The organism is Gracilibacillus sp. JCM 18966, from assembly GCF_055392695.1.
In genome coordinates, this window is record NZ_AP043883.1 from 1,947,978 (window position 1) to 1,970,685 (window position 22,708).

Sequence of the window (22,708 nt, forward strand, 5' to 3'; positions counted from 1 at the left end):
ATCCAAAGTTAGATAATGCGTTTAACGGAAGATTAAAAAATATGCTTGATAGCCGAAATAGACAGCAAACCCAATTAAGGAAATTCCTGTTATCATCGAAATCCATTTAATAGTGGTTTGATTAAGAAGATGCCGAAAGCTACTTGAAACACAAGCCATAAAAATATCCCACACGACCAATCCAATCACAATCGCTGCTGTATATAAAAACAAATGACTAGTATCATATTTGTGAATCGTATTAGCTAGGACAGATCCATAAATCCCTAGCCAAAAAAGAATCGAAAGCGGGTTACTAATGGAAATCAAAAATCCTGTTGTAAAAACTTTAAGTAAGCTGTCCTTTGATCGATGATTATCTGTCGTTAGTTTATGTGAACTTTTTAAGCTTTCGATCCCTGTATAGCCTAGTACGAATGTTCCAAATGACCAAAGGAATGTTTTCATTAGTGGCGTTTCCAAGAAATGTACTACCCCAAAAAATACAGCTAAAATAAATAATAATTCAGCAAATAAAGAACCAATCGCAAGGAACCATGAATGAAGGAAACCATTTTTAATTCCTTGATTAATTTGTGCAGCATTGATCGGCCCAAGCGGTGCCGCTAGTGATAATCCAAGAAAAACATAGCTGAAAAATATCCCCAAAGTTTTCACCCCTTAACAAATATGGCTTGTACTATTTCTATTCAATAGTTGGATAAGTAGAACAAGGGTGGAGATATTTGCGTAAGAGGCTAGGGAAACGGCATTAGATTTATGCCGTTTTCCTATTATTTCTTTTTGGGTAAAACAATCCTTTTATACATTTGTACTGTCAATAAATAGTACAAGAAGTAAATAATAAGGAAAATAACCACAGGAATCCAAAATTTTGTGAATGGTTCGATTAAAATAATGGAGAACATTTCCATTCCCACTAACACATGGACAAATCCGAGTAGGGCAGGGAATAAGAAGATCAAAAATAATTCTTTATGGATAGAATTGGATAATTTTTCTCTTCTCACCCCTATTTTGTTTAACATATGATATCTCTTTATATCAGCTGTGGCACTGGATAGTAATTTAAACATTAGCACACTCGCCATCATCATAAGAAAAGCAACACCTAGAAATAATCCCATAAAAATAGTCCCACTTGCAAGGTTTTTTAAGGAGGTATAGGTTTCTGATTTACTTCCAATCATGAGTGGTTTTTCTCCGGTGTACGCCTTGGCAAGGTTAACATGTTTATTATCTATATGCTTCAATGTCTCGATATGGTCAGTGAATCTTTCCACTTTACCTAGTATTATTTGCTCTGAAGAAGTATTTAGCTGTTCAAAGCTTTGTTGATCAAGTATATAGAGTTCCCGTTCACCGAAAAGGCTAGGAGTTACCAAGAGTTCGGATCGGAAAGCCTCTAGCCAATCCTCAGGGATTTCATTTTGAGAATAGTCTGTTTGAGTTAGTGGTGTTGTTACTTTTTCCTCTACTGGCAATGCATTAGAATCATCACTATACGTTTTGATGGATGGTGGGCTATTTTGTAAATCATTTTTAAGAAAATAAACGCCATCCTCTGTCACCTTGTAGCTATAACTGTTTTTTTCAATGAAATCCCAGCTCTCGATTTCACTTAATTCTTCCTCGGTCGGTTGATGAATGGTGACATCATTTGCATGTACGAGAGATGCTTGAATAGCTGTATTGTGATAGAACGATAAGCCTGCAGCCATTGCCCCTAAACCTAACGCAATTAACATCGCAACCGTTCCAAGTACTTTTGTTAGCTGACTAATCCGAAATCGTAATTGAGCGAACGTGAAGGAATTTAGTCCTTTTTCATTGATAGAGCGAATTGATTTAACCCTTCTGATGAGAAAAGGTAACAATGCCATAAAGAAAAAGTAAGTTCCTGGTGTTACTGTAAATACAGCTACGATGACACCAACATGTAGGAAGGTACCCATATGAATCATCACATAGTATCCAATAGCTATGAGGAGTAATGAAATAAACGCTCCTATCACCGTTTTCCATCCTTTTGATGTGAGAATATCCGCCTTTTGTTCAGAATGTAACAATTCCAATACCGTTTTCTTAGCTACTTTCCATCCATTGACCAATGCTGTTAATAGAAAAAGAATCACATAGAAAATAATAGTTGTTATCAGAGAGGAAGGATAAAAAGGTTGAAATCCTTCTCCAGAGAAATTTAATTGATTCATGATCATTTTAGAAATGACTTCTGTGATTCCAACTCCAACAAAGAGACCGATGGCAAGAGAAATCATCCCTATCATTAGTGTCTCGATAAACATCATTTTTGTCACTTTGTTTTTCTTAGCTCCTAAGGTCATATACATTCCAAGCTCTTTTTGTCTTAATGACAAAATAAACGAAGTAGCATAGAAAATATAAAATATCGTGACAATCGCTAGGATAAATGAACCCGCATGGAAGACGAACACAATTGGGCTAATCAAGGCATTTTCTTCAAGAAATGTTTTATTCTGAGCGAGTGTTTGAAACATATAGAAAATAGCAATGGATATGGTAAGTCCAAACAATAATACAAGATAATCCTTCCACATTTTTTTCATACTAGAGCTTAGTAGTTTAAAAAGCATTTTCCTTCTCCTTCCTTATGACATGTCCAAGCTAGAGAATTCTGCTAATACATTTAATATTTCTTGATGAAAGGCTGCTTGATCACTTAGCCGATGGATTTCCTTATAGATTGTGCCATCCTGAATAAACAAAATTCTTTCGCAATAGCTGGCACTAAGAGGATCGTGTGTGACAAGCATGATGGAAACTTCATGATGGTCGTTTAGCTGTTGTAATGTTTCCATTAAACTTCGGGCATTTTTGGAATCCAATGCACCTGTAGGTTCATCTGCGAGGATTATAGCTGGTTCATGAACGAGCGCTCTTGCTGCAGCAGTTCGTTGCTTTTGTCCCCCAGAAACCGTAGCAGGATATTTTTCCAATATCTCGCTGATGCCTAGCTTATTGGCTACTTGTGTGACAAGTGGTTTAATTTTTTTAATAGAAATCCCTTGTAAGGAAAGTGGTAGGGCAATGTTTTCATAAATCGTTAAATTTTCTAATAAGTTAAAATCCTGAAAGATAAAACCTAACTGATCTGAACGAAAATCAGCTAACTCTTTTTGCTTCATCGAAGTAATATCTTTGCCCGCAATTTCAATGGATCCAGATGATGCTGTATCAAGTGTGGATACGACGTTTAATAGAGTCGTCTTCCCAGCTCCTGAAGGGCCCATGATTCCAACAAATTCCCCCGGATAGATATCAAATGATACATCATCTAATGCTTTGAAGTTTGTTTCAGATTTTTTTCCAAATATTTTTTGAACATTTTTTACATGTACAACGGATTGTTCCATGTTTTTTCCCTCCTGTAACAATTTGCTGTTTCTATTGTAGACTAGCCCTTTATAGATTACCTATCGATTTTTCTTTCAAGTGTCTTACATTTTTGTAAGAATAAAAAAGAAGCCATCTTAATCGATGACTCCTTACTTCAAATTTTCTATAAATTGGTTTAATTGTTTCCGGTCACTTAAATGACCATTACAAACTGCTGGATCCTTACAGATATAATTTCCTTTTTTGGAATAGGTCCCACGAATTTTGCCTTTCTTCTCACTCGTAAATAACGATACTTCTTCAAGTCCATTGCAGATGGAACAGATTCCTTTATGTTGTGTGGTTTCTAAATAACCCTGCACACCTATAAATTTATCTTTGAAAGGTACGATCAAAAAGCTTTTATTTAATCCCTTGTCAAACCAACGAAGATAGACGGTTTCTTTAAAATCCAGCTCAGAAAGGTCAGGGGCTTTTAATTTTTTTATTTTTGGGAAAAGCTTTCGAATCCTTTGCTCCGATATCTCAGGAAAAGGAATGACAAGTTCTTTCAGGGATAGAAGATATTCCTCCATATCCTCTTTATTTTTTAATTGTAAAATATGATCAATTCGATCTTTTTGTTCGGATGTTATTGACTCAAGATTTTCCGTTGCCTTTTCATATGCCATCGTCTTGGCTGCATCTTGTACATGCTTATCTGTAGTGGTGGATAATGCATTCACAATTGCTTTCGCTTGTTTTCGAATTAGATGGAATTGATCTACTGTAAGAAAAGCTTCCATTGTTACCACACTCCTCATTTAAAGTGTAGCAAATATTGTGAGATGTAACTATGGAAAAAATACTCTTAGAGCAATTTTTCTTTTTTCTTGGCATAAATAATTTTCTTTATCGATTCTGTGGATAAATGATAGACCCGAGCAAGTTCTTCCATTGATTTTCCGGACCGAAAAGCTTTTCGAATTTCCTGATTGCGTTTATCTAAATACTGTCTACTCCCCGAACAAATTCCCCACTTTTGATAGGAATTCGCTCTTTTAGGGATATAGATAGTTTCTCCTTGAATGTATTCTTGTATCGCGTCTAAAAGCTCTTTTGGTAAAATTTCATGCGCCTTCATTTCAAGCCAGCTCCTTATTATTTTGTTTATCATAAGGGCAAAGCCTAGTAGCGCTTATCAGGCGATAATAGTGGTATCACCCCTAGCAAAGTATCGCCTCAATCTCTAGGCTTTGCAGGGGCCAGTGTAAATTCGGGCAATTGTCTTGCCATCCCAAACACCTCCATTACTATTACAGTTTACCTCAAGTTCGCTTTTTTTTGAATAGAGAAGGCATTTGCAAAAATACAGCCGAAGTTGCAAAAAAGCGAGAGTCACTTGCAAAAATACAGCCGAAGTTGCAAAAAAACGGGAGGCACTTGCAAAAATACAGTGGAAGTTGCAAAAAAGCGAGAGCCACTTGCAAAAATAAAGTGGAAGTTGCAAAAAAGCGAGAGCCACTTGCAAAAATACAGCCGAAGTTGCAAAAAAGCGAGAGCCACTTGCAAAAATAAAGCGGAAGTTGCAAAAAAGCGAGAGCCACTTGCAAAAATACAGTGGAAGTTGCAAAAAAGCGAGAACCACTTGCAAAAATAAAGCGGAAGTTGCAAAAAAGCGGGAGGCATTCGCAAAAATACTGCGGCAAAAAGCAAGCGCTACTCGCAAAAAATTATCTCTTAAACAAACTAGACAGATCATATCTCGCATTCTTCGTAATACCAGATCTTTTCATGCCTAATGATTGAAGTAATCTAGAAGTGGTATAAACAGAATCCATGCAAAGAAACCATCTGGCTTGGCGATTAGTAATCGTATGACCGAATAGGTAATAAAAATCTTCAAATGCAGCTAAATGCGCTAACGAATTTCTTTTTTTACATTTCGGACATTCCCAAGAACCATAGATGCGCCGCATAATGATAGGCTTACATCTGTTGCAAAATACGCCTCTTTTTATTTTCGGAAATATCTTGTCATTAGGATTTATAAATGCACTACCACGTTCCTCGTGCAGAGATATTAATTTTCTTCCTAGATGGTATAATTCATTTCTTTGTAGAAGTTTGGTTGGATATTTTTGTGTGATCCTCTTAAGCCTTGCAGGGAGTTGTTGAGAGGTGATTAAATCAGGGTGGTTGAAAGTAAGGTGAACCTTCTTATGTGTAAAAACAACGAGGGTCTCAATTGGGATTGTGGGGTAGCCATGTTTATCCAAGAGCTGTATTAGTTGCTCTTTTTGCAATTCTACTTGGGTCAATGGATTATCAAAAACTTCCTCTGATCCTTCTTCTTGAAGTTGAATTAATTGATTTGCTTCATTTAGTAGAATTTTATTTTTAAAATTTTTCACCTCTGTTATCAAGAAAAATCCTTCAAATAAATAGAGACCATCCATTTGAAATTTGTTTCCATTTAAGTTTAAACGTAATCCATATAAATCGTAATGTGTGGAAATGGAGGAAATCTCTAAATAGTAAGGAAGGCTAGCTTCACCTAGGTATCCTGCGAGTTCGCGTCCTAGTTTTTCTTCGAGTGTCGTAGAGAGAGTTGTGCAGCGGTTATTTAAAGCTTCTAAGTGACGTAGGTGCAGCGTCTTTCGAGGGGGGGAGAGGATAGAAATGGGGAGTCACTCCTTATGCATAAATTTTCCTTATTATAGCATAGCCTCTTATCTGAAGCCACCATATGGTATACTAATTTTAAAAAGGAGCGTGGAGTAATTGGAAACAAAAAATCAAGCATTTTTTCGTACATTTAATGAAGCATTCGTTAAAGGAGATATTGAGAAGATTCTCGCTAGTGTTACAGATGATATTGTATGGCGCATGGTTGGTTCCGATACGATAAACGGAATAGAAGCCTTAACCCAAGCATTGACGGGTATGGATAATGATAGTGACTTTGAATTAGAAATCGAGCATATGATTACACATGGGAAAGAAGCAGCGGTTAATGGAATGATTCATTCTACCAATTCGGATGGTGAACAGAAGCATTATAGTTTTTGTGATATCTATCGATTAAATAAGCATAAGGATGGAAAAATTAAAGAGATCATCAGTTATGTGCTGGAGGTTCACTAAATAGATGTTTGTTGCGATTACACAAAAAACCCTTCATCCCATGAAACAACTTTGGACATTTGGCTTAGAAGAGGCAAAATCTTGCTTTTTTGCTGTTATTATTTTTTCAACACTTGCCATTACCCAAATAATGGAGACTTTATTTATTCCACGTTATGATTTTATTCTATTAATTTGTCTATTAACGCAAGCTTTTATGATGATAACTAAAATGGAAACATGGGATGAGGTAAAAGTTATTGGTGTTTTCCATGTAATTGGTCTTGCGTTAGAAATTTATAAAGTACATATGGGATCATGGAGTTATCCTGAAGAGGCGTGGAGTAAGGTATTCGGTGTTCCGCTTTATAGTGGATTTATGTATGCAAGTGTTGCAAGTTATTTGTGTCAGGCATGGAGAAGACTCGATGTAGAGATAGTTCATTGGCCAAAGACATGGGCGGTCTTCCTTCTGAGTGCTGCTATTTATTTCAATTTTTTCACCCATCATTATATTTATGATTTTCGTTGGCTCTTAAAAATTGCAACTATCCTATTATTCTTCCGTACCATCGTTTACTTCAAGGTGAATGCCATTACGTATAAGATGCCTGTTGTCCTTGCATTTGTATTAATTGGTTTTTTTATTTGGATAGCAGAAAATATTGCTACCTTCTTTGGGGCATGGCAATATCCTAATCAATCAGAAACATGGCATATTGTTCACTTCAGCAAAATCAGCTCATGGCTATTATTAGTCATTGTTAGCTTTTTAATTGTGGCTATGCTTAAGCATATAAAAGGGAAAAGAGAATAACTTTCATCACATGGATGCGATAATCGCATCCATTTTTTATTCTGAGAAAAGTTTCCTTGAAGAAATATTCTTGACAAAATGAAAATATTGCGTTAATTTTTAGTTACAACAAAAAGTTTCCTAAGGGAAAAAGAAGAGGAGATTAAAATGAAAAGGAAATGGAGTTTATTTTTGACACTGGGATTTGTTCTATTTTTGGCAGCTTGTGGGAATGAAGTAGAATCTTCTAAGAATGATTTAAGTAGTGACAAAGTGAAAGTAGTCACAACGATTGCACAAATAGGAGAACCACTATCTGTGATAGGAGGAGATCGTGTAGAGGTCGAAAGCTTAATGGGGCCATCCGTAGACCCACATTTATATAATCCAACACAGAGTGATGTGAAAAAGGTCGATGAAGCAGATGTTATTTTTTATAATGGCCTCGATTTAGAAGTGAACATGAAGAAAATGTTTGAAGAAATAGGCGATTCTAAGCCCGTTTTAGCCATTGGGGATACCATTTCTGAAGATTCTTTGCTAGAGGATGAGGAAGGAGCAGTGGATCCGCATATTTGGTTTGATATTGATTTATGGAAGCAAGCACTAGAGGCTGCAGTGGAAGAATTGAAGGAATCTTCACCGGATGATGCAACATATTTTGAAGAAAATAAACAGGAGTATTTTGCAGAATTAGATCAGGTGAAAAAGGAAGCAGAGGTACTTCAGACTATACCTGAAGAAAACCGAGTTCTCGTCACAGCCCATGATGCATTTGGTTATTTTGGAAATATGCATAATATGGAAGTGATTGGACTGCAAGGGCTAAGTACGGAAGATGAGATAGGTGTTTCTGACATTAATGACACGATTGATATCATTAAAAATTACTCTGTGCCAGCAATCTTTGTCGAAAGTAGTATCAATCCTGACTCTATAGAAGCAGTGATTGAAGGGGCGAAGAATCAAGGAATAGATGTATCCCTTGGTGGCGAGCTTTTCTCTGATGCAATGGGTGATCCTGAAACGGAGGAAGGTACATATATAGGAATGTACCGTCACAATATCGATACAATCTATGATTCCTTAAGTAAAGGGGAGGAATAACTTGACACATTCAGCACTAAAAGTAGTCAATTTAGCTGCATCCTACCGAAAAAACAAGGTATTATATGATGTTAATTTCGACATAGAGGCCGGGTCTCTAACAGGTGTTGTTGGTCCAAATGGTGCAGGTAAGTCCACATTAATCAAAACAGTTCTAGATCTCCATCCAGCTTTAACTGGGGAAATAGAATTTTTCGGTTTACCCTTTAAAAAAGCAAAAAAGAAAATTGGTTATGTTCCTCAACGAGGTTCCGTTGATTGGGATTTTCCTACAAATGCATTAGATGTTGTCACAATGGGGTTGTACGGTAATATTGGTTGGTTAAAACGTCCAACACGAGAGGATAAAGAAAAAGCATACGAGTCACTAGATAAAATGGGGATGGCGAGTTATGCTAATCGACAAATTAGTGAGCTTTCTGGTGGACAGCAGCAAAGAGTATTTTTGGCACGTGCATTAGTGCAAGACGCTGTGTTATATTTTATGGATGAACCACTAGCTGGAGTGGATGCGGCAACAGAGAAAGCAATCATGAAAATCTTGCAAGAATTAAAGAATTTAGGTAAAACGGTTCTCGTTGTCCATCATGACCTTCAAACAGTTGAAGACTATTTTGACCATGTTCTCCTATTAAATAAGACAGTCATTCATTATGGGAAAACAGAAACTACCTTTAATCCGACTAACATCTCAGAAACGTATGGAGGGAATATGTTGTGGATTACCTCCGGAAAGGAAAATGGTCATGTGGTCAGCTCTTTTAACAAGTAATACACAGTGGGTTCTGATGAGTACAATGGTTTTGGGAATTGCTGCAGGAACGATAGGATGTTTAGCATATTGGAAGAAGCAGAGCCTGATGAGTGATTCATTGGCTCATGCTTCTCTTCCTGGGGTTGTGATAGCCTACCTATTATTTGCGAGAAAGGATTTGTATCTATTAATTGCTGGCGCTGCAGTTAGTGCATTGCTCGGTGCTGTTTTTATCCAGACAATTCGCAAAAATTCAAGAATCACGGAGGATACAGCGATGGGGATGATCCTGTCGGTTTTTTATGGATTAGGCATCATGCTATTAACGATTGTTAATCGGTCAGCTGGTGGAAACCAGGCAGGCCTGGATAGTTTTATCTATGGGCAGGCAGCAGCAATGGTCCGATCAGACGTATGGACAATGATTATTCTTGCCTGTGTATCTATAATGATTGTTGTCATGATGTTCAAAGAATGGAAAATATATTTGTTTGATCCTGACTTTGCAAAAGGAATTGGTTTATCTTTAAAAGGAATGAATGTGTTATATACCTTAGTACTTGTCACAACCATTGTTATCGGGATTCAAGCAGTAGGAGTTATTTTAATTGCTGCATTAATCATTATACCACCTGTTAGTGCTAGGTATTGGACACACTCCTTTGGAAAGATGTTGTTATTGTCCGCATTGTTTGGTGGATTAGCTGGAGCGATTGGTACGGCAGTAAGCACCCTTGGAAGTGGATGGCCAACAGGCCCGTTTATTGTTCTATTTGCTTCGATTCAATTTGTTTTCTCACTTGTCTTTGGTATACAAAAAGGGATCTTAGTGAATTATTATCAATTTAAGAAGCGACAAAAACTAGCACAGCTTCATGCTCAGGGGGTGGGTAAATGACTTACTCAGCATGGATTATTTTAACTGCATGCTTAGTTGGTGCAACTTGTGGATTAATTGGCGTCTTCTTAATACTGAGGAAAATGGCGATGATGGCTGATGCGATTAGTCACACGGTTTTATTAGGAATTGTTATTGCTTTTTTAATGACAAGAGAGTTAAGCGGTCCTCATATGCTTATTGGGGCAATCATAGCAGGTTTATTAACAGCCTTCTTAGTACAATGGCTTCATACATTGGACATTGAACAGCATGCCTCGATGGGTATCGTATTTACGACATTATTTGCTATAGGGGTTATCCTAATTGCAACATCGGTGGGGAATGCGCACCTAGATGTAAAGCATGCCCTTATGGGAGAAATTACATTTATTCCTTGGGAAACAACTGCTGTGCCGCTTTTGGGTAATATACCTGTTGCAACTACCATGCTTGGGTTGGCGTTTGTGATTGTTTTATTTTTTATCCTTGCCTTCTATAAGGAATGGAAAATCACTTCTTTCGATCCAGCTCTTGCTGCTAGTTTAGGAATCCCTGTATTTATTTTGCATTATGTTTTTATGAGCCTAGTATCGGTAACAACAGTGGCTGCTTTCGATGCTGTTGGAGCTATTATGGTCGTTGCGATGTTAATCACTCCTGCTGCTTCTGCTTATCTTTGGACAGACAGGCTATCGGTTATGCTCGTCATGAGTAGTTCATTCGGTGTTTTATCTGCTATTTTAGGCTATTATATTGCTACTGTTATCGATACCTCTATCTCAGGATCAATGGCTTTAGCTACAGGAGTTATATTTATTATTAGTTTTTTATTCTCTCCAAAGCATGGTTTAGTCTCCAAGTGGGTAAAGCCAGCCACAACTGATGTAATGCCCTAGAGGATTCGACTCACAGACCACCGTAGATACACTACATACGGTGGTCTAGTCTTTTTTTTCTGAATCGATCCTTTATTTTTTCTGATCTGTAACATTACGGTTATACACCTTTTCAATGTAGCCAATATAGCCCTTTAACTTCTTTTCTTGTTGTTCTCCTTCGAATTTAATGGCAAGTGATGCTAGAATAAGAATACTACTACACATAGCTAACCAAACTAAGATACCGAGTAAAATATTCATGAACACACCCTCCTTACCATTATCTTAGAGGATGAAACGCGTTCCATAGCAAGAGTTTTTTAAAAAAGGATGAAAAATATGGCAAATATTCGTGATATAGCAAATCTAGCTGGCGTATCTGTAACGACCGTTTCAAGAGTATTAAATAATCATCCTTATGTAAGTGATGAGAAAAGAAGAGCAGTATTAAACGCAATTCAAAAGACAAACTATCAAATAAATATGAAGGCTGTTCATCTTAGTAAAGGAAAGTCGCGATTAATCGGAGTGGTGGTGCCATTTGCTAATAATCCTTATTTTGGTTTATTGGTCGAGGGGATCACCAAAATGGCTTATCAACATCAGTATCATATTGTATTAATTCAAACTAATTATGAAAAAGAACGAGAACTAGAAGCGTTAAACATGCTGAAGCACAAACAAATTGATGGGATAATCATTTGTTCCAGAATTTTAGATTGGAATACAATAAAGCCTTATGCAGGATATGGCCCATTAGTTGTTTGTGAAAAAGCTACGGATATAGATTACGTACAATCTGTATATGTGGATCATTATCAGAGTTTTACAAGGGCCCTCCATTATTTATACGATAAAGGTCATCGACAAATTGGCTACTGTATTGGGCGAGAAACAGGTTCCAATAGTTATTATCGAGCAAAGGCTTATCAAAACTTCTTAAAAGAAAAGGGACTTCCATTTTTGGACGAATTCGTTTTTACGGAAAACTATTACTTTGAAGATGGGAAAAAGGTGGTAAAAATGATCATAAGTCAATCAAATGCCCCTTCTGCTCTACTAGCAAGCGATGTCGTAGCAGCCGGAATTCTTACTGCCTGTCAGCACAACGGAATAGCTGTACCAGATGATTTAGCTATTATTGGCTTTGATAATCAACCCATCGCAAAGGTGATGAATATAACTACCTTTGAGATTCCAATTGTAGAAATGGGAGAAAAGTTATTTTTACAAGTAATTGAAAAAAGGGAAAATAAGCACGAAAAATTAGAGGTAACTTTGATTGAAAGGAACACGGTATGACGTTCTTTCTACCATGCTTGAATCTTGAAAGCTAATGCAGGTCTACCATTATAAGTAGCTCTTTCAATTTTGCAACTATCCGATTATTTTTGCGAGTGCTACTCTCATTTTTGCAACTTCTATAATAATTTTGTGAGCGAGGCCCTCATTTTTGCAGCATATAAAAACCCAGACTGGAATAGTCTGGGTTACCGTCTATTATTATTCTGCTATAACAAACTCAAATGATCCGCTTAATTTGATTTCTTTACCGATTAAGACTCCCCCAGTTTCTAGTGGAGCATTGTAGGTTAAGCCATAATCTTCGCGGTTAATCTTTCCTTCAAGATCAATACCTGCAACAATATTACCACTCATTGGATCCTTTGCTTTTCCATTATACTCTACAACGAATGTTTCTTCATTTGTTGCATCTTTAATTGTCACATCACCAGTCACTTCGAACTCGGAGTCACTAATTTTTTTGACAGATTTACTTGAAAAAGTAATGTTAGGATAGCTTTCCGCGCTAAAGAAATCATCTGATTTTAGGTGACCATCACGATCCTCGTTGTTGGTATCAATAGACGCTACTTTAATGGTTACATTTACACTTGCCGCTTCAAGGTTGTCAAAGTCTCCATTGAAATCCACATCAAAATCATGGAATTCACCTTTCGCTTTAGATACCATCATATGTTTTACTTGAAAATGAATCCCACTATGCACTTTATCTAACGTTACATTTGCCATTTTAAAATTCCTCCTAAAAAAATATAATAACTTACTTTATGTAAGTAAGTATACAAATAGAATTAGATTACGTCAAGTAATTTAGTTATTTTATTTCTGTGCTTTTTTTTGGTATACTACTGATAAAGAGGTGAAAGGAATGACTGATAAAACGATTTGTCCAAAATTTGAATCAGCATTAGATATTTTAAATAAACGTTGGACGGGTTTGATCATATTTCAATTATTAAAAGGATCTCAGCGCTTCTCAGAGATTGAGTCATCGATTGGAATTAGTGGGCGCGTTCTTTCTGAAAGGCTGAAGGATCTTGAAAAACAAGGAATTGTCAAACGCGTCGTATATGACGAAACCCCAGTTAGAATTGAGTATTCCCTTACAGATAAAGGTTATGCATTAGAGCCTGTACTTCATAGTATTCAGCAATGGGCAGATGCTTGGATGGACTTAAAGGCTATCCTATAAAGTTTTTATAGAACTCTACCCCTAGTCAAAGTGATTAAACATGCAAAAGTGAAGAGGATGCTCTTCGCTTTTGTTATTTACATAGAGGAGGCTTTTGGATGAAAGTAATATTAGACTGTGACCCTGGCCATGATGATGCCATTGCGATTATTCTGGCAGCTTCGAGGATAAGTCCATTAGAATTAGAAGCAATCACAACGGTTGCCGGAAACGTAGAAGTAGAAAAAAATACAATGAACGCCCTAAAGGTGTGTGATATGATTAGTCTAGAGAGTGTACCAGTTGCGCAGGGTGCAACTGGACCGTTAGTGAAAAAAGCAGTGATTGCAGAAGAAATTCACGGAGAAACAGGACTAGATGGGCCAAAGCTCCCTCGGCATCCATCTAAAACAGCTATTGATCAGCATGCAGTGGATGTTATTATTGAAAAATTGTTAACAACAAATGAGCCAATTACACTTATTCCAACAGGTCCATTGACAAATATTGCGCTAGCGTTAATTAAAGAACCACGGATTAAAAGTAATATTCGCGAAATTGTCCTGATGGGCGGTGGAACATTTGGTAATTGGACACCAGCTGCGGAGTTTAATATTTATGTGGATGCAGAGGCCGCAAAAGTAGTTTTTGAAAGCGGAATACCAATAAAAATGTTTGGATTGGATGTGACACATCAGGTTCTCGCTACCAAACAAACAGTAGCAGATCTAAAGTCCATCAATCATACGATAGCGACATTCGTATCAGAACTACTAAGCTTTTTTATCCAGGCATATAAAAATCAATTCGACTTTGATGGGGGACCAATTCACGATGCGTGCACGGTTGCTCATTTAATCGATCCAACTATCTTTACCTTTGACCATGTCCATGTCGATATCGAAACAAAAGGCGAATATTCTTATGGAATGACCGTCATTGACAAACATGGCGTAACAGGAAAGCAGCCTAATGTTTACGTAGCGAAGGGTTTAGATCAGGGAAAATTCTGGTCCTTATTTTACAATGCGATTGCTTCTTATGCAGAGTGAGGAGAGAGTAATGATGAAGAAGCCAAAGATCACAGTAATTGGTAGTATAAATATGGACTTGGTGACTTCTACCGACAAATTCCCAGAACAAGGGGAAACGATCAGAGGGACACAATTCCAAACAAGTCCAGGTGGTAAAGGAGCGAATCAGGCTGTTGCTGCGGCTAGACTAGGTGCTAATGTCAACATGATTGGGCTTGTAGGAGAAGATAGTTTTGGAGAACAGCTTCTTACTAATTTACATAATGAGGATGTGGACGTGACAAATGTTGCTAAACAAAAAGGAACTTCCACAGGCTTGGCGAATATTGTATTGTCGGAAAAGGATAACCGAATTATCATTATTGGTGGAGCAAACGAATATGTCATCCCATCCTATTTGGAAAAGTGTAAGGAAGCTATCATTGAAAGTGATTATGTTTTACTTCAATTCGAAATACCGAAGCAAACGATTGAGTATTGTTTGGAGATTTGTGCTGAACACCATATACCTGTCATTGTCAATCCAGCCCCAGCGATGAAGTTATCTAAGAAAGCTTGGAAACAGGCTACCTATATTACTCCTAATGAAACAGAGAAAAAGCAATTATTCCAGAATCAACTGGATGAGAGGTTTATTATCACCGAAGGAAAACAAGGAGTTTCTTATATGGAGGATAATCAGCCAAAGCATGTCGCTGCTCATGATGTAGAGGTGCTGGATACAACAGGTGCAGGGGATACATTTAATGGAGCACTAGCTGTTGCGTTAGCAGAAGGGCGTAGTGTAACAGAGGCCATTATTTTTGCAAATGGTGCTGCAGCTCTTTCGGTTCAGAAGATCGGTGCACAAAGTGGAATGCCAACTAAAGAGCAAGTATTCAATTTTTTACATAAGGATTGATCAAAATGACAAATATATTAAAAAATGATTGGGCAGAAGTCCTTGATGATGAGTTCCAAAAAGATTATTATTTGAGGTTACGAAGTTTTTTAAAAGAAGAATATCAGAAATTCACCATATATCCAAATATGTATGATATTTTTAATGCCCTCCATTACACTGATTTTGCTAAAGTAAAGGTGGTAATATTGGGACAAGACCCTTACCATGGACCAAATCAAGCACATGGACTAAGCTTTTCCGTTAATCCGGGTATTGCGATTCCACCTTCTTTGAAAAATATATATAAAGAATTAGCTGATGATATTGGATGCCCCATTCCAAATCATGGATATTTAAAGAAATGGGCAGTAGAAGGAGTACTTTTGTTAAATAATGTGTTAACCGTAAGAGCTGGCCAAGCCCATTCTCATAAAGGTCAAGGCTGGGAGACTTTTACCGACAATGTCATCAAAAGCCTAAATCAAAAAGAGACACCGGTTGTTTATATCCTTTGGGGAGCGGCAGCACAAAAGAAACAAGCACTAATCGATATGTCAAAGCACTTTGTCCTAAAATCTCCGCATCCAAGTCCATTATCCGCACATCGAGGATTTTTTGGAAGTCAACCTTTTTCGAAGACGAACGAGTTACTTGAAAAAGCGGGACAACAACGAATTGATTGGGAGATACCTTCATTAAGTTAATCCAAGCATATAAAGTTTCATTTTTCATAGAAATAGATGATTATTAAAGCCATTTATGGTAAACTAACGCCTAGTGTAAGGAATACAAGGAGTTCGCTATTATGAAAAATGAAACTTTTTTTAATCGAATTTTTAAGAATTGGTCAGCAATCCATCATATTGTGACCTACTATTTATTAGCCGTTATAGTATCGACCATTATTATTAGTATGCCTATCTTTCATGAGGATGGGGTTCACTTGTCTTTTATTGATGCTATGTTTACGGCGGTTACTTCCGTAAGTGTAACGGGTCTTACTTCTGTTTCTATTGTCGAGACCTTTAACCCATTAGGCCAAGTAGCGATAGCGGTGATTTTACACCTTGGCGGAATTGGTATTATGACAATGGGTACTTTTATTTGGGTTATTTTAGGTAAAAAAATTGGCATCAAAAGCCGGAAATTAATTATGGCCGATCAAAATAGTAAGACCTTATCCGGATTGGTAAAATTAATGCTCGAAATATTTAAGTTAATGTTACTAATTGAGTTAGTTGGTGCGATAATCTTAACCATCCATTTTCTTAACTATTTTGATACTTTCCAGGAAGCTTTATTGCACGGGGTTTTCGGTGCGATTAGTGCAACAACAAACGGTGGCTTAGATATAACAGGTGCATCACTCATTCCATATGCCAATGATTATTTTGTTCAATTTATTAATATGGTACTTATCATTCTAGGTGCAATAGGCTTTCCGGTATTAGTGGAAGTAAAAGAAGTATTAAAAGGAAAAATGGAGGATAGGCACGATCGATATAAATTCTCTTTATTCACGAAAATTACAAGTGTTACTTTTTTTAGTCTTGTAGTTATCGGTTGTTTGTTGTTTTTAATCCTTGAGAGAAATGCCTTTTTAGCGGATAAAAGCTGGCATGAATCCTTTTTCTATAGTTTATTTCAATCTGTCACTTCTAGAAGTGGTGGATTGGCAACAATGGATGTGTCAGAGTTAACATTGCCAACACTGGTTATGACTAGTGCTTTAATGTTCATTGGTGCATCGCCGAGCAGTGTTGGTGGGGGGATTCGAACAACGACATTTGCGATCATGCTTCTTACGATTTGGAACTATGCAAAAGGTAACTCTGGTGTAAAGGTTTTTGGTCGTGAAATTCATCAAGAGGACATGCTTAGGTCTTTCATCGTTATTACAACGGCCATGATGCTTTGTGTGACAGCAGTTGTCCTCTTAACATACACAGAGGATTTTTCCCTAATCGCGATTGTATTCGAAGTAACTTCTGCCTTCGGGACTACCGGATTATCATTAGGCATTACTCCCGAGCTATCTAATCTTGGTAAGCTCCTAATTATGGCTTTGATGTTTATCGGTAGAATTGGAGTTTTCTCCTTCCTATTTTTAATTAGAGGAGATGCAGGTCAAGACAAATTTCATTACCCGAAAGAACGAGTTATAATTGGCTAAGCTCCCGGTGTGAACTGGGGGTTTTTTTGTTGAGAAATAGAGCACGATTCTGAGCCATTTGGCCGTTCAATTTAGACTAACGTAAGGATAAGAACCATTTTGGAAGGAGCAGCAGCTCAAAATGGTCGTAATAGCTAGGATAAGAACCATTTTGGAAGGTGCAGTGGCTCAAAATGACGGTTATAGCCAGTATAAGAGCCGTTTTGGAGGGAGCAGTGGCTCAAAATGGTCGTAATAGCTAGGATAAGAACCATTTTGGAGGGAGCAGTGGCTCAAAATGGTCGTAATAGCTAGGATAAGAACCATTTTGGAAGGAGCAGTGGCTCAAAATGGTCGTAATAGCTAGGATAAGAACCATTTTGGAAGGAGCAGTGCTCAAAATGGTCGTAATAGCTAGGGTAAGAACCATTTTGGAAGGTACAGCAACTAAAAATGCCCGTTATAGCCAGGATAAGATAAATTTACAAGAACTCTATCTCGTTCTTTTGCTATTGCCGACTATTGCACTTCATACATGCTACCGCTGATTTTTTATGTTTTTTATAATTCAATAGGTGGTCGGGATAGCTAGCTATATAGTATAGTTATAAGTAGAGAGGTTAGAATAATAATAACTAGATTTGCGATAGATTTGGAGGCAAAAGGATGATAGATTACCATAAACAAATAAATGAGGTATTAGAGAATATTCAAAAGGTTATTATTGGAAAAGAGCGAGAGGCAGCATTGAGTTTAGTTGCACTACTAGCTAACGGTCATGTACTGATTGAGGATGTTCCTGGTGTTGGTAAGACAATGCTTGTAAGAGCATTGGCGAAATCCTTGAATTGTGAGTTTAAGCGAATCCAGTTTACACCTGATTTACTTCCATCTGACGTCACAGGTGTTTCGATATATAATCCAAAGGAAATGATATTTGAATTTAGAAAAGGTCCCATTTTCGGTGATATCGTATTAGCAGATGAAATCAACCGTACCTCACCTAAAACGCAATCCGCCTTGTTAGAAGCAATGGAAGAAAACAATGTCACTGTAGATGGTGTGAGCAAGCCACTGAACGAACCTTTTTTTGTCATGGCAACCCAAAACCCTATTGATTATGAAGGAACCTATCCACTGCCAGAAGCACAGCTAGATCGTTTTATTATGAAGCTTAGCTTGGGCTATCCGAACGAATTGGATGAACTAGAAATGCTCAATCGTACAGATCAGCAGCATCCTATTGATCAATTAGTACCAATAATGGACCGAAGTCAATTAATAGAGATACAGCAATTTATAGATAATATTTATGTTGATGAAACGGTAAAGCATTATATTGTTCAACTAGTTTCTGAAACGAGAGAAAATGAGTATGTGCAATTAGGTGTTAGTCCAAGAGGTTCGATAGCCTTAATGAAGGCTACAAAAGCATATGCTTTTATCCAAAATAGAGATTATGTAATTCCTGATGATATCTTATTTCTGGCACCATATGTGTTGGCACATCGGATAATACTACGGCCAGAGGCGCGTTATGATGGTATTACTCAACAAAATTTAATCACACAGCTTTTGAAAAAAATAGATGTGCCAATTAGGAAGGAAGTACATGGATGAAATCAACGATGCACCGCATTCGGAAAATCATTCAACTATTGCTATTGAGTGGTGTTCTTTTCGCATTTGCTATGTTTCAAGGTGGTTTTGTTAGTTGGTTCTTATTTTATAGTGTCGTACCACTCCTAATTTATATGCTATCCATTCCCTTTTATCCATTTAACAAATGGAGGGTTAACAGGGTGCTATCCTCTAAGTATGGTCAAGCAGGTGGTTCTGTACTGATTACAATTACGTTAGAAAGAAAAATTCCTTTTCCATTATTTTATCTTGTGGTAGAAGAAAACAGTCCTACCACATTAAACTATCAGGACATTGGTCAGGAAAAATATAAATATTTAAACGACCAGCAATTTTATGTAGAAAATAGAGTCTTTCGTAAATTATTATTTCCATTGTTCAAAAGAAAACTTACAGTGACGTTTCGTGTAGCAAATCTACCGAGAGGTCAGCATTCATTTCATTCTATAAATGTTCAAACAGGTGATCCGTTTGGGTTAATTTCTAACCAATATGTATGGGAAATAGAGGATAGCTTAGTCGTCTATCCAGCTGTTAGAAGCCTAGAATGGAAGCAAAGGATGGACAGCAATGAGGCAGGGGCAAATCCTGTCCTCCTACACGATCATAAGCAAGCAAATGTCGTATCAGGTGTTCGAGAGTATATTCCAGGAGATAGGTTTTCCTGGATTGATTGGAAAACTACCGCTAGAAAAAATTCAATTATGACAAAGGAATTTGAACAAGAAAAGGATGCTCATATGGCGATAGTTCTAAGTGCTGAGCTTAAGTCTAGTATGCAACAATTGTCATTTGAGGCATTGGTGGAGCTTGCGGCATCTATTCTGGTAAGTACGAGGAAAAAAGGGCAGAGTGTATCCTTTCACATGTTAGGAGAGGCCGAAAAGCATTTTACGGAACAACAAGTAAAATTCGAGCCAACAGTGATACAAAATTATCTAGCATTGATAAATCCAGACAAAAAAGATTCCCTTTTCACTAGTAAACTAGTAACTTCCTTGAATCATTTGCCAAAAGGGTCGTTATTATTATGTATTACTAGTCAATTGGATCAAAAATTAGTAGATAGTTTAGTGATAAAAAGTAAACAAGACCTTCAGATAGCTCTCTATTCCATCATTTCCAAAAATGACTATACATCCTTTCACCAATCATTAATAGAGTCATTGCGTATGCATCGAATTTCTGTACAAATCTTATCAGAGGACGACTTAAAAAAAGTGCGATGGGAGGTGAATGCATCTCTATGAGAATAGCTAAAGAGAAAAAATCAATACCTTCGTTCTTTATCATGACTGCAGGATTTCTATTATTCTGGGAATGGCTGAGACCGCTGGGGCAAGTAACTGATACAGGTCATATTCCATTACTTGTTCTATATGCTGCTCTGTGCTTTTTGGTATCCTTTTTCATCCAAAATGGTTTGTGGAAGTTTATCATAAAAGGATTAAGTCTTTTATTTATACTTGATTATCTTTTCTTACCGGGAATTTTCCTATCAAGTGAGTCAATACAATTCATTAGTCAAGAGCTTTCCTATAACCTGAGTGCAGTATGGGATAGTCAATGGTATTTAATGACCCCGTTCTTTCGAAGCTTGTTATTTCTAATGGTTCTCTGGTTAATGAGCTATTTGTTGCATTATTGGTTTTTAGTTGCAAATAAGTTTTTCTTATTTGTTGTACTAACCATTATGTATTTAGCTGTTTTAGATACTTTCACGAGCTATGAAGCGGAAATAGCCATTGTCCGAACGTTTGCTATTTCGTTTATTGCACTTGGACTAAGTCGGTTTATGAAGTTTAGGGAGCAAGGAGTAGAGGTTGAGATACAGAAATACAGTATTCTAAAATGGATCATTCCTATTATTGGAGGAGTGCTAGTAACGGCATCCATAGGTATTTTTGCACCTAAGTTGGCCCCACAATGGCCCGATCCTGTTCCGTTTATTCAAAGTCAAGCGAATCATGTGGGATTCGGGAATACGGTTCAAAAGGTAGGCTATGGAGAGAATGATTCACAATTAGGTGGATCGTTCGTTCAGGATGATACAGCAGTCTTTGAAGCCATATCGAAGGAAAGGTTATATTGGAGAATTGAATCAAAGGATCTCTATACAGGAAAGGGCTGGGAGCGTTCCTCTTCTCTTGATTATAACCCATTGCAATCTGGTGCTGTCCAATGGCAAGCTTTTTCCACACAAGCAGTAGATACAACGGAAGAAGAAGCTTCTGTTACTTATACGAAGGAAAGTAATTTAGATAAAGTACCTATTCCATATGGTGCTACGGAAGTTACGACATCTTATAGTGCTCTTCTTTTCCAAGACCTAGAATCTGGGATGATGGAGATGGAAGTAAGTGAACAGCAGGGCAGATCACAGCCATATACGGTTCAATATGATGATCCATCTTTTTCTATTGATCAATTAAAACAAGTCAGTGATAAAGATCCGTCTGCGATCCAAAACAAATATTTACAACTACCAAGCTCGTTACCTGATCGTGTTCGTGCGTTGGCTCAAGAGATAACGACAGATAAGCCGACTCGATATGATAAAGTAAAAGCAATTGAACGCTATTTTTCGCAAAATGGCTACACCTACCAGATAGAGGATGTTTCCATACCAGAGGCTGGGGAGGACTATGTGGACCAGTTCTTATTTGAAACAATGGTCGGATATTGTGATAATTTCTCTAGTTCCATGGTAGTCATGCTCCGTACCTTAGATATTCCTGCAAGGTGGGTAAAGGGGTTCACTGGTGGTGAAATCAAATCAAATCAGCCTGATTTACCAAATGGTTATAAGCTATATGAAATCACAAACAATAATGCTCACTCCTGGGTTGAAGTGTATTTTCCAAATGTAGGTTGGGTACCGTTTGAGCCTACGAGTGGGTTTACCAATCCAACTGAATTCTATCAAGAAACGGTAGCGGAGGATATGGACTCAACTAATCCTGAGGAACAAAGAATAGAAGAAACAAATCCTCAACAAGAGCAACTGGAACAGCAAGCAACAGATCCAGCCGATAATGAAGAAGATGAATCAGCTTTAGGAAGCTCCCGATCTAGTCGTATTAATATGCCGATCAAAGTGATGATAGTTATTGGTGTCATCCTTATGGTTTTACTCGGTGGGTTTTCGTATTGGAAAAGGCAAGAAATCAGAACTTGGTATTTACAGAAGAAATGGCGTAAAATTTCTGAGCAGCTGGATATCGAAGAATGTTATCATTATTTGCTAAAGTTACTTGCTAAAAAAGGCTTTAATCGTAACAAAGGACAAACGCTTCGCCAATATGCTAAAGAGGTAGACGAGACAATCGGTAAAAGTGATATGTATGATTTAACCCTTTTATATGAACAATATTTATATCGAAATGGGCAGGTAGAGGTCGATTCCTCTACACTTAGGAATCTTTTCCAACGCATTGTTCATCAAATAATCGCTTGACCAATGAATATAACCATTGATAGAATAAGATAAATTAACAGGATTAGACCTTCATATATGTTTGGGAATATGGCCCAAACGTTTCTACCTGAACACCAATATGTTCAGACTATGAAGGTGAGGGTCTGTCGTGGCATCTGCCTTTCTGATAAGGACAATAAGAGAAG

24 protein-coding genes and 1 riboswitch are annotated in these 22,708 nt (G+C 37.3%); of the genes, 15 read left to right on the top strand and 9 right to left on the bottom strand.

All coding sequences use genetic code 11. The features are described 5' to 3' along the window. Positions 1-21: 21 nt before the first annotated feature. From ACZ5N5_RS09355 to ACZ5N5_RS09385, 7 genes are all read right to left on the bottom strand, one after another. Positions 22-648 carry a LysE family transporter gene (locus ACZ5N5_RS09355; protein ID WP_109985766.1) on the bottom strand — a complete coding sequence of 209 codons (627 nt, stop codon included), beginning with the start codon at positions 646-648 and terminating at the stop codon, positions 22-24. Between the two features lie 125 nt (positions 649-773). Next, entirely contained in the window at positions 774-2,588 is a 1,815-nt protein-coding gene (locus ACZ5N5_RS09360) for an ABC transporter permease (protein ID WP_464373686.1), read from the bottom strand. Between the two features lie 42 nt (positions 2,589-2,630). Then, on the bottom strand, positions 2,631-3,395 hold the full coding sequence (locus tag ACZ5N5_RS09365) for an ABC transporter ATP-binding protein (protein WP_464373687.1): 765 nt from the start codon (positions 3,393-3,395) through the stop codon (positions 2,631-2,633). Positions 3,396-3,527: 132 nt separating this feature from the next. After that, positions 3,528-4,163, bottom strand: a complete 636-nt coding sequence (locus tag ACZ5N5_RS09370; protein WP_181397691.1) for a FusB/FusC family EF-G-binding protein — start codon at positions 4,161-4,163, stop codon at positions 3,528-3,530. Between the two features lie 65 nt (positions 4,164-4,228). Then, positions 4,229-4,501: a CD3324 family protein gene (locus tag ACZ5N5_RS09375; protein ID WP_109985770.1), complete on the bottom strand. Its 273-nt coding sequence runs from the start codon at positions 4,499-4,501 to the stop codon at positions 4,229-4,231. Positions 4,502-4,606: 105 nt separating this feature from the next. Continuing rightward, the gene (locus ACZ5N5_RS09380) at positions 4,607-5,086 is read right to left on the bottom strand and encodes a hypothetical protein (RefSeq protein WP_464373688.1); all 480 of its coding nucleotides are present in this window, start codon (positions 5,084-5,086) and stop codon (positions 4,607-4,609) included. 4 nt (positions 5,087-5,090) lie between these two features. Then, on the bottom strand, positions 5,091-6,041 hold the full coding sequence (locus ACZ5N5_RS09385) for a nuclease-related domain-containing protein (RefSeq protein ID WP_464373768.1): 951 nt from the start codon (positions 6,039-6,041) through the stop codon (positions 5,091-5,093). A 100-nt stretch (positions 6,042-6,141) separates the two neighbouring features. Between ACZ5N5_RS09385 and ACZ5N5_RS09390 the strand changes: the two genes are divergently transcribed. From ACZ5N5_RS09390 to ACZ5N5_RS09415, 6 genes are all read left to right on the top strand, one after another. Next, positions 6,142-6,504, top strand: coding sequence for a nuclear transport factor 2 family protein (locus tag ACZ5N5_RS09390; protein ID WP_054860869.1), 363 nt, complete (start codon positions 6,142-6,144; stop codon positions 6,502-6,504). Between the two features lie 40 nt (positions 6,505-6,544). Continuing rightward, on the top strand, positions 6,545-7,300 hold the full coding sequence (locus ACZ5N5_RS09395) for a DUF817 domain-containing protein (RefSeq protein ID WP_277678715.1): 756 nt from the start codon (positions 6,545-6,547) through the stop codon (positions 7,298-7,300). A 147-nt stretch (positions 7,301-7,447) separates the two neighbouring features. After that, positions 7,448-8,386 carry a metal ABC transporter solute-binding protein, Zn/Mn family gene (locus tag ACZ5N5_RS09400; protein WP_464373689.1) on the top strand — a complete coding sequence of 313 codons (939 nt, stop codon included), beginning with the start codon at positions 7,448-7,450 and terminating at the stop codon, positions 8,384-8,386. Between the two features lies 1 nt (position 8,387). Continuing rightward, a complete protein-coding gene (locus tag ACZ5N5_RS09405; protein ID WP_054789251.1) occupies positions 8,388-9,158 on the top strand; it encodes a metal ABC transporter ATP-binding protein in 771 nt (256 codons plus the stop codon). Continuing rightward, on the top strand, positions 9,133-10,038 hold the full coding sequence (locus tag ACZ5N5_RS09410) for a metal ABC transporter permease (protein ID WP_109985775.1): 906 nt from the start codon (positions 9,133-9,135) through the stop codon (positions 10,036-10,038). The genes ACZ5N5_RS09405 and ACZ5N5_RS09410 overlap by 26 nt, the downstream gene beginning before the upstream one ends. Beyond that, a complete protein-coding gene (locus ACZ5N5_RS09415; protein WP_464373690.1) occupies positions 10,035-10,916 on the top strand; it encodes a metal ABC transporter permease in 882 nt (293 codons plus the stop codon). The genes ACZ5N5_RS09410 and ACZ5N5_RS09415 overlap by 4 nt, the downstream gene beginning before the upstream one ends. A gap of 72 nt (positions 10,917-10,988) precedes the next feature. On the opposite strand, the gene ACZ5N5_RS09420 is transcribed toward ACZ5N5_RS09415, so the two are convergent. Further along, positions 10,989-11,159 (bottom strand): hypothetical protein, encoded by a 171-nt coding sequence (locus ACZ5N5_RS09420; protein WP_181397693.1) that lies wholly within the window; start codon positions 11,157-11,159, stop codon positions 10,989-10,991. 78 nt (positions 11,160-11,237) lie between these two features. On the opposite strand from ACZ5N5_RS09420, the gene ACZ5N5_RS09425 reads away from it, so the two are divergent. After that, positions 11,238-12,200: a LacI family DNA-binding transcriptional regulator gene (locus tag ACZ5N5_RS09425; RefSeq protein ID WP_464373691.1), complete on the top strand. Its 963-nt coding sequence runs from the start codon at positions 11,238-11,240 to the stop codon at positions 12,198-12,200. A gap of 201 nt (positions 12,201-12,401) precedes the next feature. Here the strand turns inward: ACZ5N5_RS09425 and ACZ5N5_RS09430 are convergent, their stop codons facing one another. Next, entirely contained in the window at positions 12,402-12,932 is a 531-nt protein-coding gene (locus ACZ5N5_RS09430) for a YceI family protein (RefSeq protein WP_054860872.1), read from the bottom strand. A 139-nt stretch (positions 12,933-13,071) separates the two neighbouring features. Between ACZ5N5_RS09430 and ACZ5N5_RS09435 the strand changes: the two genes are divergently transcribed. The 8 genes from ACZ5N5_RS09435 to ACZ5N5_RS09470 all read left to right on the top strand — a co-directional run bounded on the left by ACZ5N5_RS09435 (position 13,072) and on the right by ACZ5N5_RS09470 (position 22,541). Beyond that, positions 13,072-13,395: a winged helix-turn-helix transcriptional regulator gene (locus ACZ5N5_RS09435; protein WP_054789253.1), complete on the top strand. Its 324-nt coding sequence runs from the start codon at positions 13,072-13,074 to the stop codon at positions 13,393-13,395. 98 nt (positions 13,396-13,493) lie between these two features. Beyond that, entirely contained in the window at positions 13,494-14,426 is a 933-nt protein-coding gene (locus ACZ5N5_RS09440) for a nucleoside hydrolase (protein ID WP_464368387.1), read from the top strand. Between the two features lie 13 nt (positions 14,427-14,439). Continuing rightward, positions 14,440-15,309: a ribokinase gene (gene rbsK, locus ACZ5N5_RS09445; protein WP_054789254.1), complete on the top strand. Its 870-nt coding sequence runs from the start codon at positions 14,440-14,442 to the stop codon at positions 15,307-15,309. A gap of 5 nt (positions 15,310-15,314) precedes the next feature. Beyond that, positions 15,315-15,995 carry a uracil-DNA glycosylase gene (locus ACZ5N5_RS09450; RefSeq protein ID WP_464373692.1) on the top strand — a complete coding sequence of 227 codons (681 nt, stop codon included), beginning with the start codon at positions 15,315-15,317 and terminating at the stop codon, positions 15,993-15,995. A gap of 101 nt (positions 15,996-16,096) precedes the next feature. Further along, on the top strand, positions 16,097-17,464 hold the full coding sequence (locus ACZ5N5_RS09455; protein WP_464373693.1) for a TrkH family potassium uptake protein: 1,368 nt from the start codon (positions 16,097-16,099) through the stop codon (positions 17,462-17,464). A 645-nt stretch (positions 17,465-18,109) separates the two neighbouring features. Further along, entirely contained in the window at positions 18,110-19,063 is a 954-nt protein-coding gene (locus tag ACZ5N5_RS09460) for an AAA family ATPase (protein ID WP_464373694.1), read from the top strand. After that, positions 19,060-20,334 (top strand): DUF58 domain-containing protein, encoded by a 1,275-nt coding sequence (locus ACZ5N5_RS09465; protein WP_464373695.1) that lies wholly within the window; start codon positions 19,060-19,062, stop codon positions 20,332-20,334. Before ACZ5N5_RS09460 ends, ACZ5N5_RS09465 begins: the two co-directional genes overlap by 4 nt. Next, complete coding sequence (locus ACZ5N5_RS09470) at positions 20,331-22,541, top strand: DUF4129 domain-containing transglutaminase family protein (protein ID WP_464373696.1); 2,211 nt, start codon at positions 20,331-20,333, stop codon at positions 22,539-22,541. Before ACZ5N5_RS09465 ends, ACZ5N5_RS09470 begins: the two co-directional genes overlap by 4 nt. A 31-nt stretch (positions 22,542-22,572) precedes the next feature. After that, positions 22,573-22,673: riboswitch (purine riboswitch) on the top strand. Positions 22,674-22,708: the final 35 nt, after the last annotated feature.

What these genes read in the sequence shown, in the direction of transcription:
- ACZ5N5_RS09400 (WP_464373689.1), top strand. Translation starts at nt 7,448, where the DNA reads ATGAAAAGGAAATGGAGTTTATTTTTGACACTGGGATTTGTTCTATTT.
- ACZ5N5_RS09430 (WP_054860872.1), bottom strand. Translation starts at nt 12,932, where the DNA reads ATGGCAAATGTAACGTTAGATAAAGTGCATAGTGGGATTCATTTTCAA.
- ACZ5N5_RS09375 (WP_109985770.1), bottom strand. Translation starts at nt 4,501, where the DNA reads ATGAAGGCGCATGAAATTTTACCAAAAGAGCTTTTAGACGCGATACAA.
- ACZ5N5_RS09455 (WP_464373693.1), top strand. Translation starts at nt 16,097, where the DNA reads ATGAAAAATGAAACTTTTTTTAATCGAATTTTTAAGAATTGGTCAGCA.
- ACZ5N5_RS09425 (WP_464373691.1), top strand. Translation starts at nt 11,238, where the DNA reads ATGGCAAATATTCGTGATATAGCAAATCTAGCTGGCGTATCTGTAACG.
- rbsK (WP_054789254.1), top strand. Translation starts at nt 14,440, where the DNA reads ATGAAGAAGCCAAAGATCACAGTAATTGGTAGTATAAATATGGACTTG.
- ACZ5N5_RS09460 (WP_464373694.1), top strand. Translation starts at nt 18,110, where the DNA reads ATGATAGATTACCATAAACAAATAAATGAGGTATTAGAGAATATTCAA.
- ACZ5N5_RS09370 (WP_181397691.1), bottom strand. Translation starts at nt 4,163, where the DNA reads ATGGAAGCTTTTCTTACAGTAGATCAATTCCATCTAATTCGAAAACAA.
- ACZ5N5_RS09420 (WP_181397693.1), bottom strand. Translation starts at nt 11,159, where the DNA reads ATGAATATTTTACTCGGTATCTTAGTTTGGTTAGCTATGTGTAGTAGT.
- ACZ5N5_RS09435 (WP_054789253.1), top strand. Translation starts at nt 13,072, where the DNA reads ATGACTGATAAAACGATTTGTCCAAAATTTGAATCAGCATTAGATATT.
- ACZ5N5_RS09470 (WP_464373696.1), top strand. Translation starts at nt 20,331, where the DNA reads ATGAGAATAGCTAAAGAGAAAAAATCAATACCTTCGTTCTTTATCATG.
- ACZ5N5_RS09395 (WP_277678715.1), top strand. Translation starts at nt 6,545, where the DNA reads ATGAAACAACTTTGGACATTTGGCTTAGAAGAGGCAAAATCTTGCTTT.
- ACZ5N5_RS09465 (WP_464373695.1), top strand. Translation starts at nt 19,060, where the DNA reads ATGAAATCAACGATGCACCGCATTCGGAAAATCATTCAACTATTGCTA.
- ACZ5N5_RS09440 (WP_464368387.1), top strand. Translation starts at nt 13,494, where the DNA reads ATGAAAGTAATATTAGACTGTGACCCTGGCCATGATGATGCCATTGCG.
- ACZ5N5_RS09360 (WP_464373686.1), bottom strand. Translation starts at nt 2,588, where the DNA reads ATGAAAAAAATGTGGAAGGATTATCTTGTATTATTGTTTGGACTTACC.
- ACZ5N5_RS09415 (WP_464373690.1), top strand. Translation starts at nt 10,035, where the DNA reads ATGACTTACTCAGCATGGATTATTTTAACTGCATGCTTAGTTGGTGCA.
- ACZ5N5_RS09365 (WP_464373687.1), bottom strand. Translation starts at nt 3,395, where the DNA reads ATGGAACAATCCGTTGTACATGTAAAAAATGTTCAAAAAATATTTGGA.
- ACZ5N5_RS09410 (WP_109985775.1), top strand. Translation starts at nt 9,133, where the DNA reads ATGTGGTCAGCTCTTTTAACAAGTAATACACAGTGGGTTCTGATGAGT.
- ACZ5N5_RS09450 (WP_464373692.1), top strand. Translation starts at nt 15,315, where the DNA reads ATGACAAATATATTAAAAAATGATTGGGCAGAAGTCCTTGATGATGAG.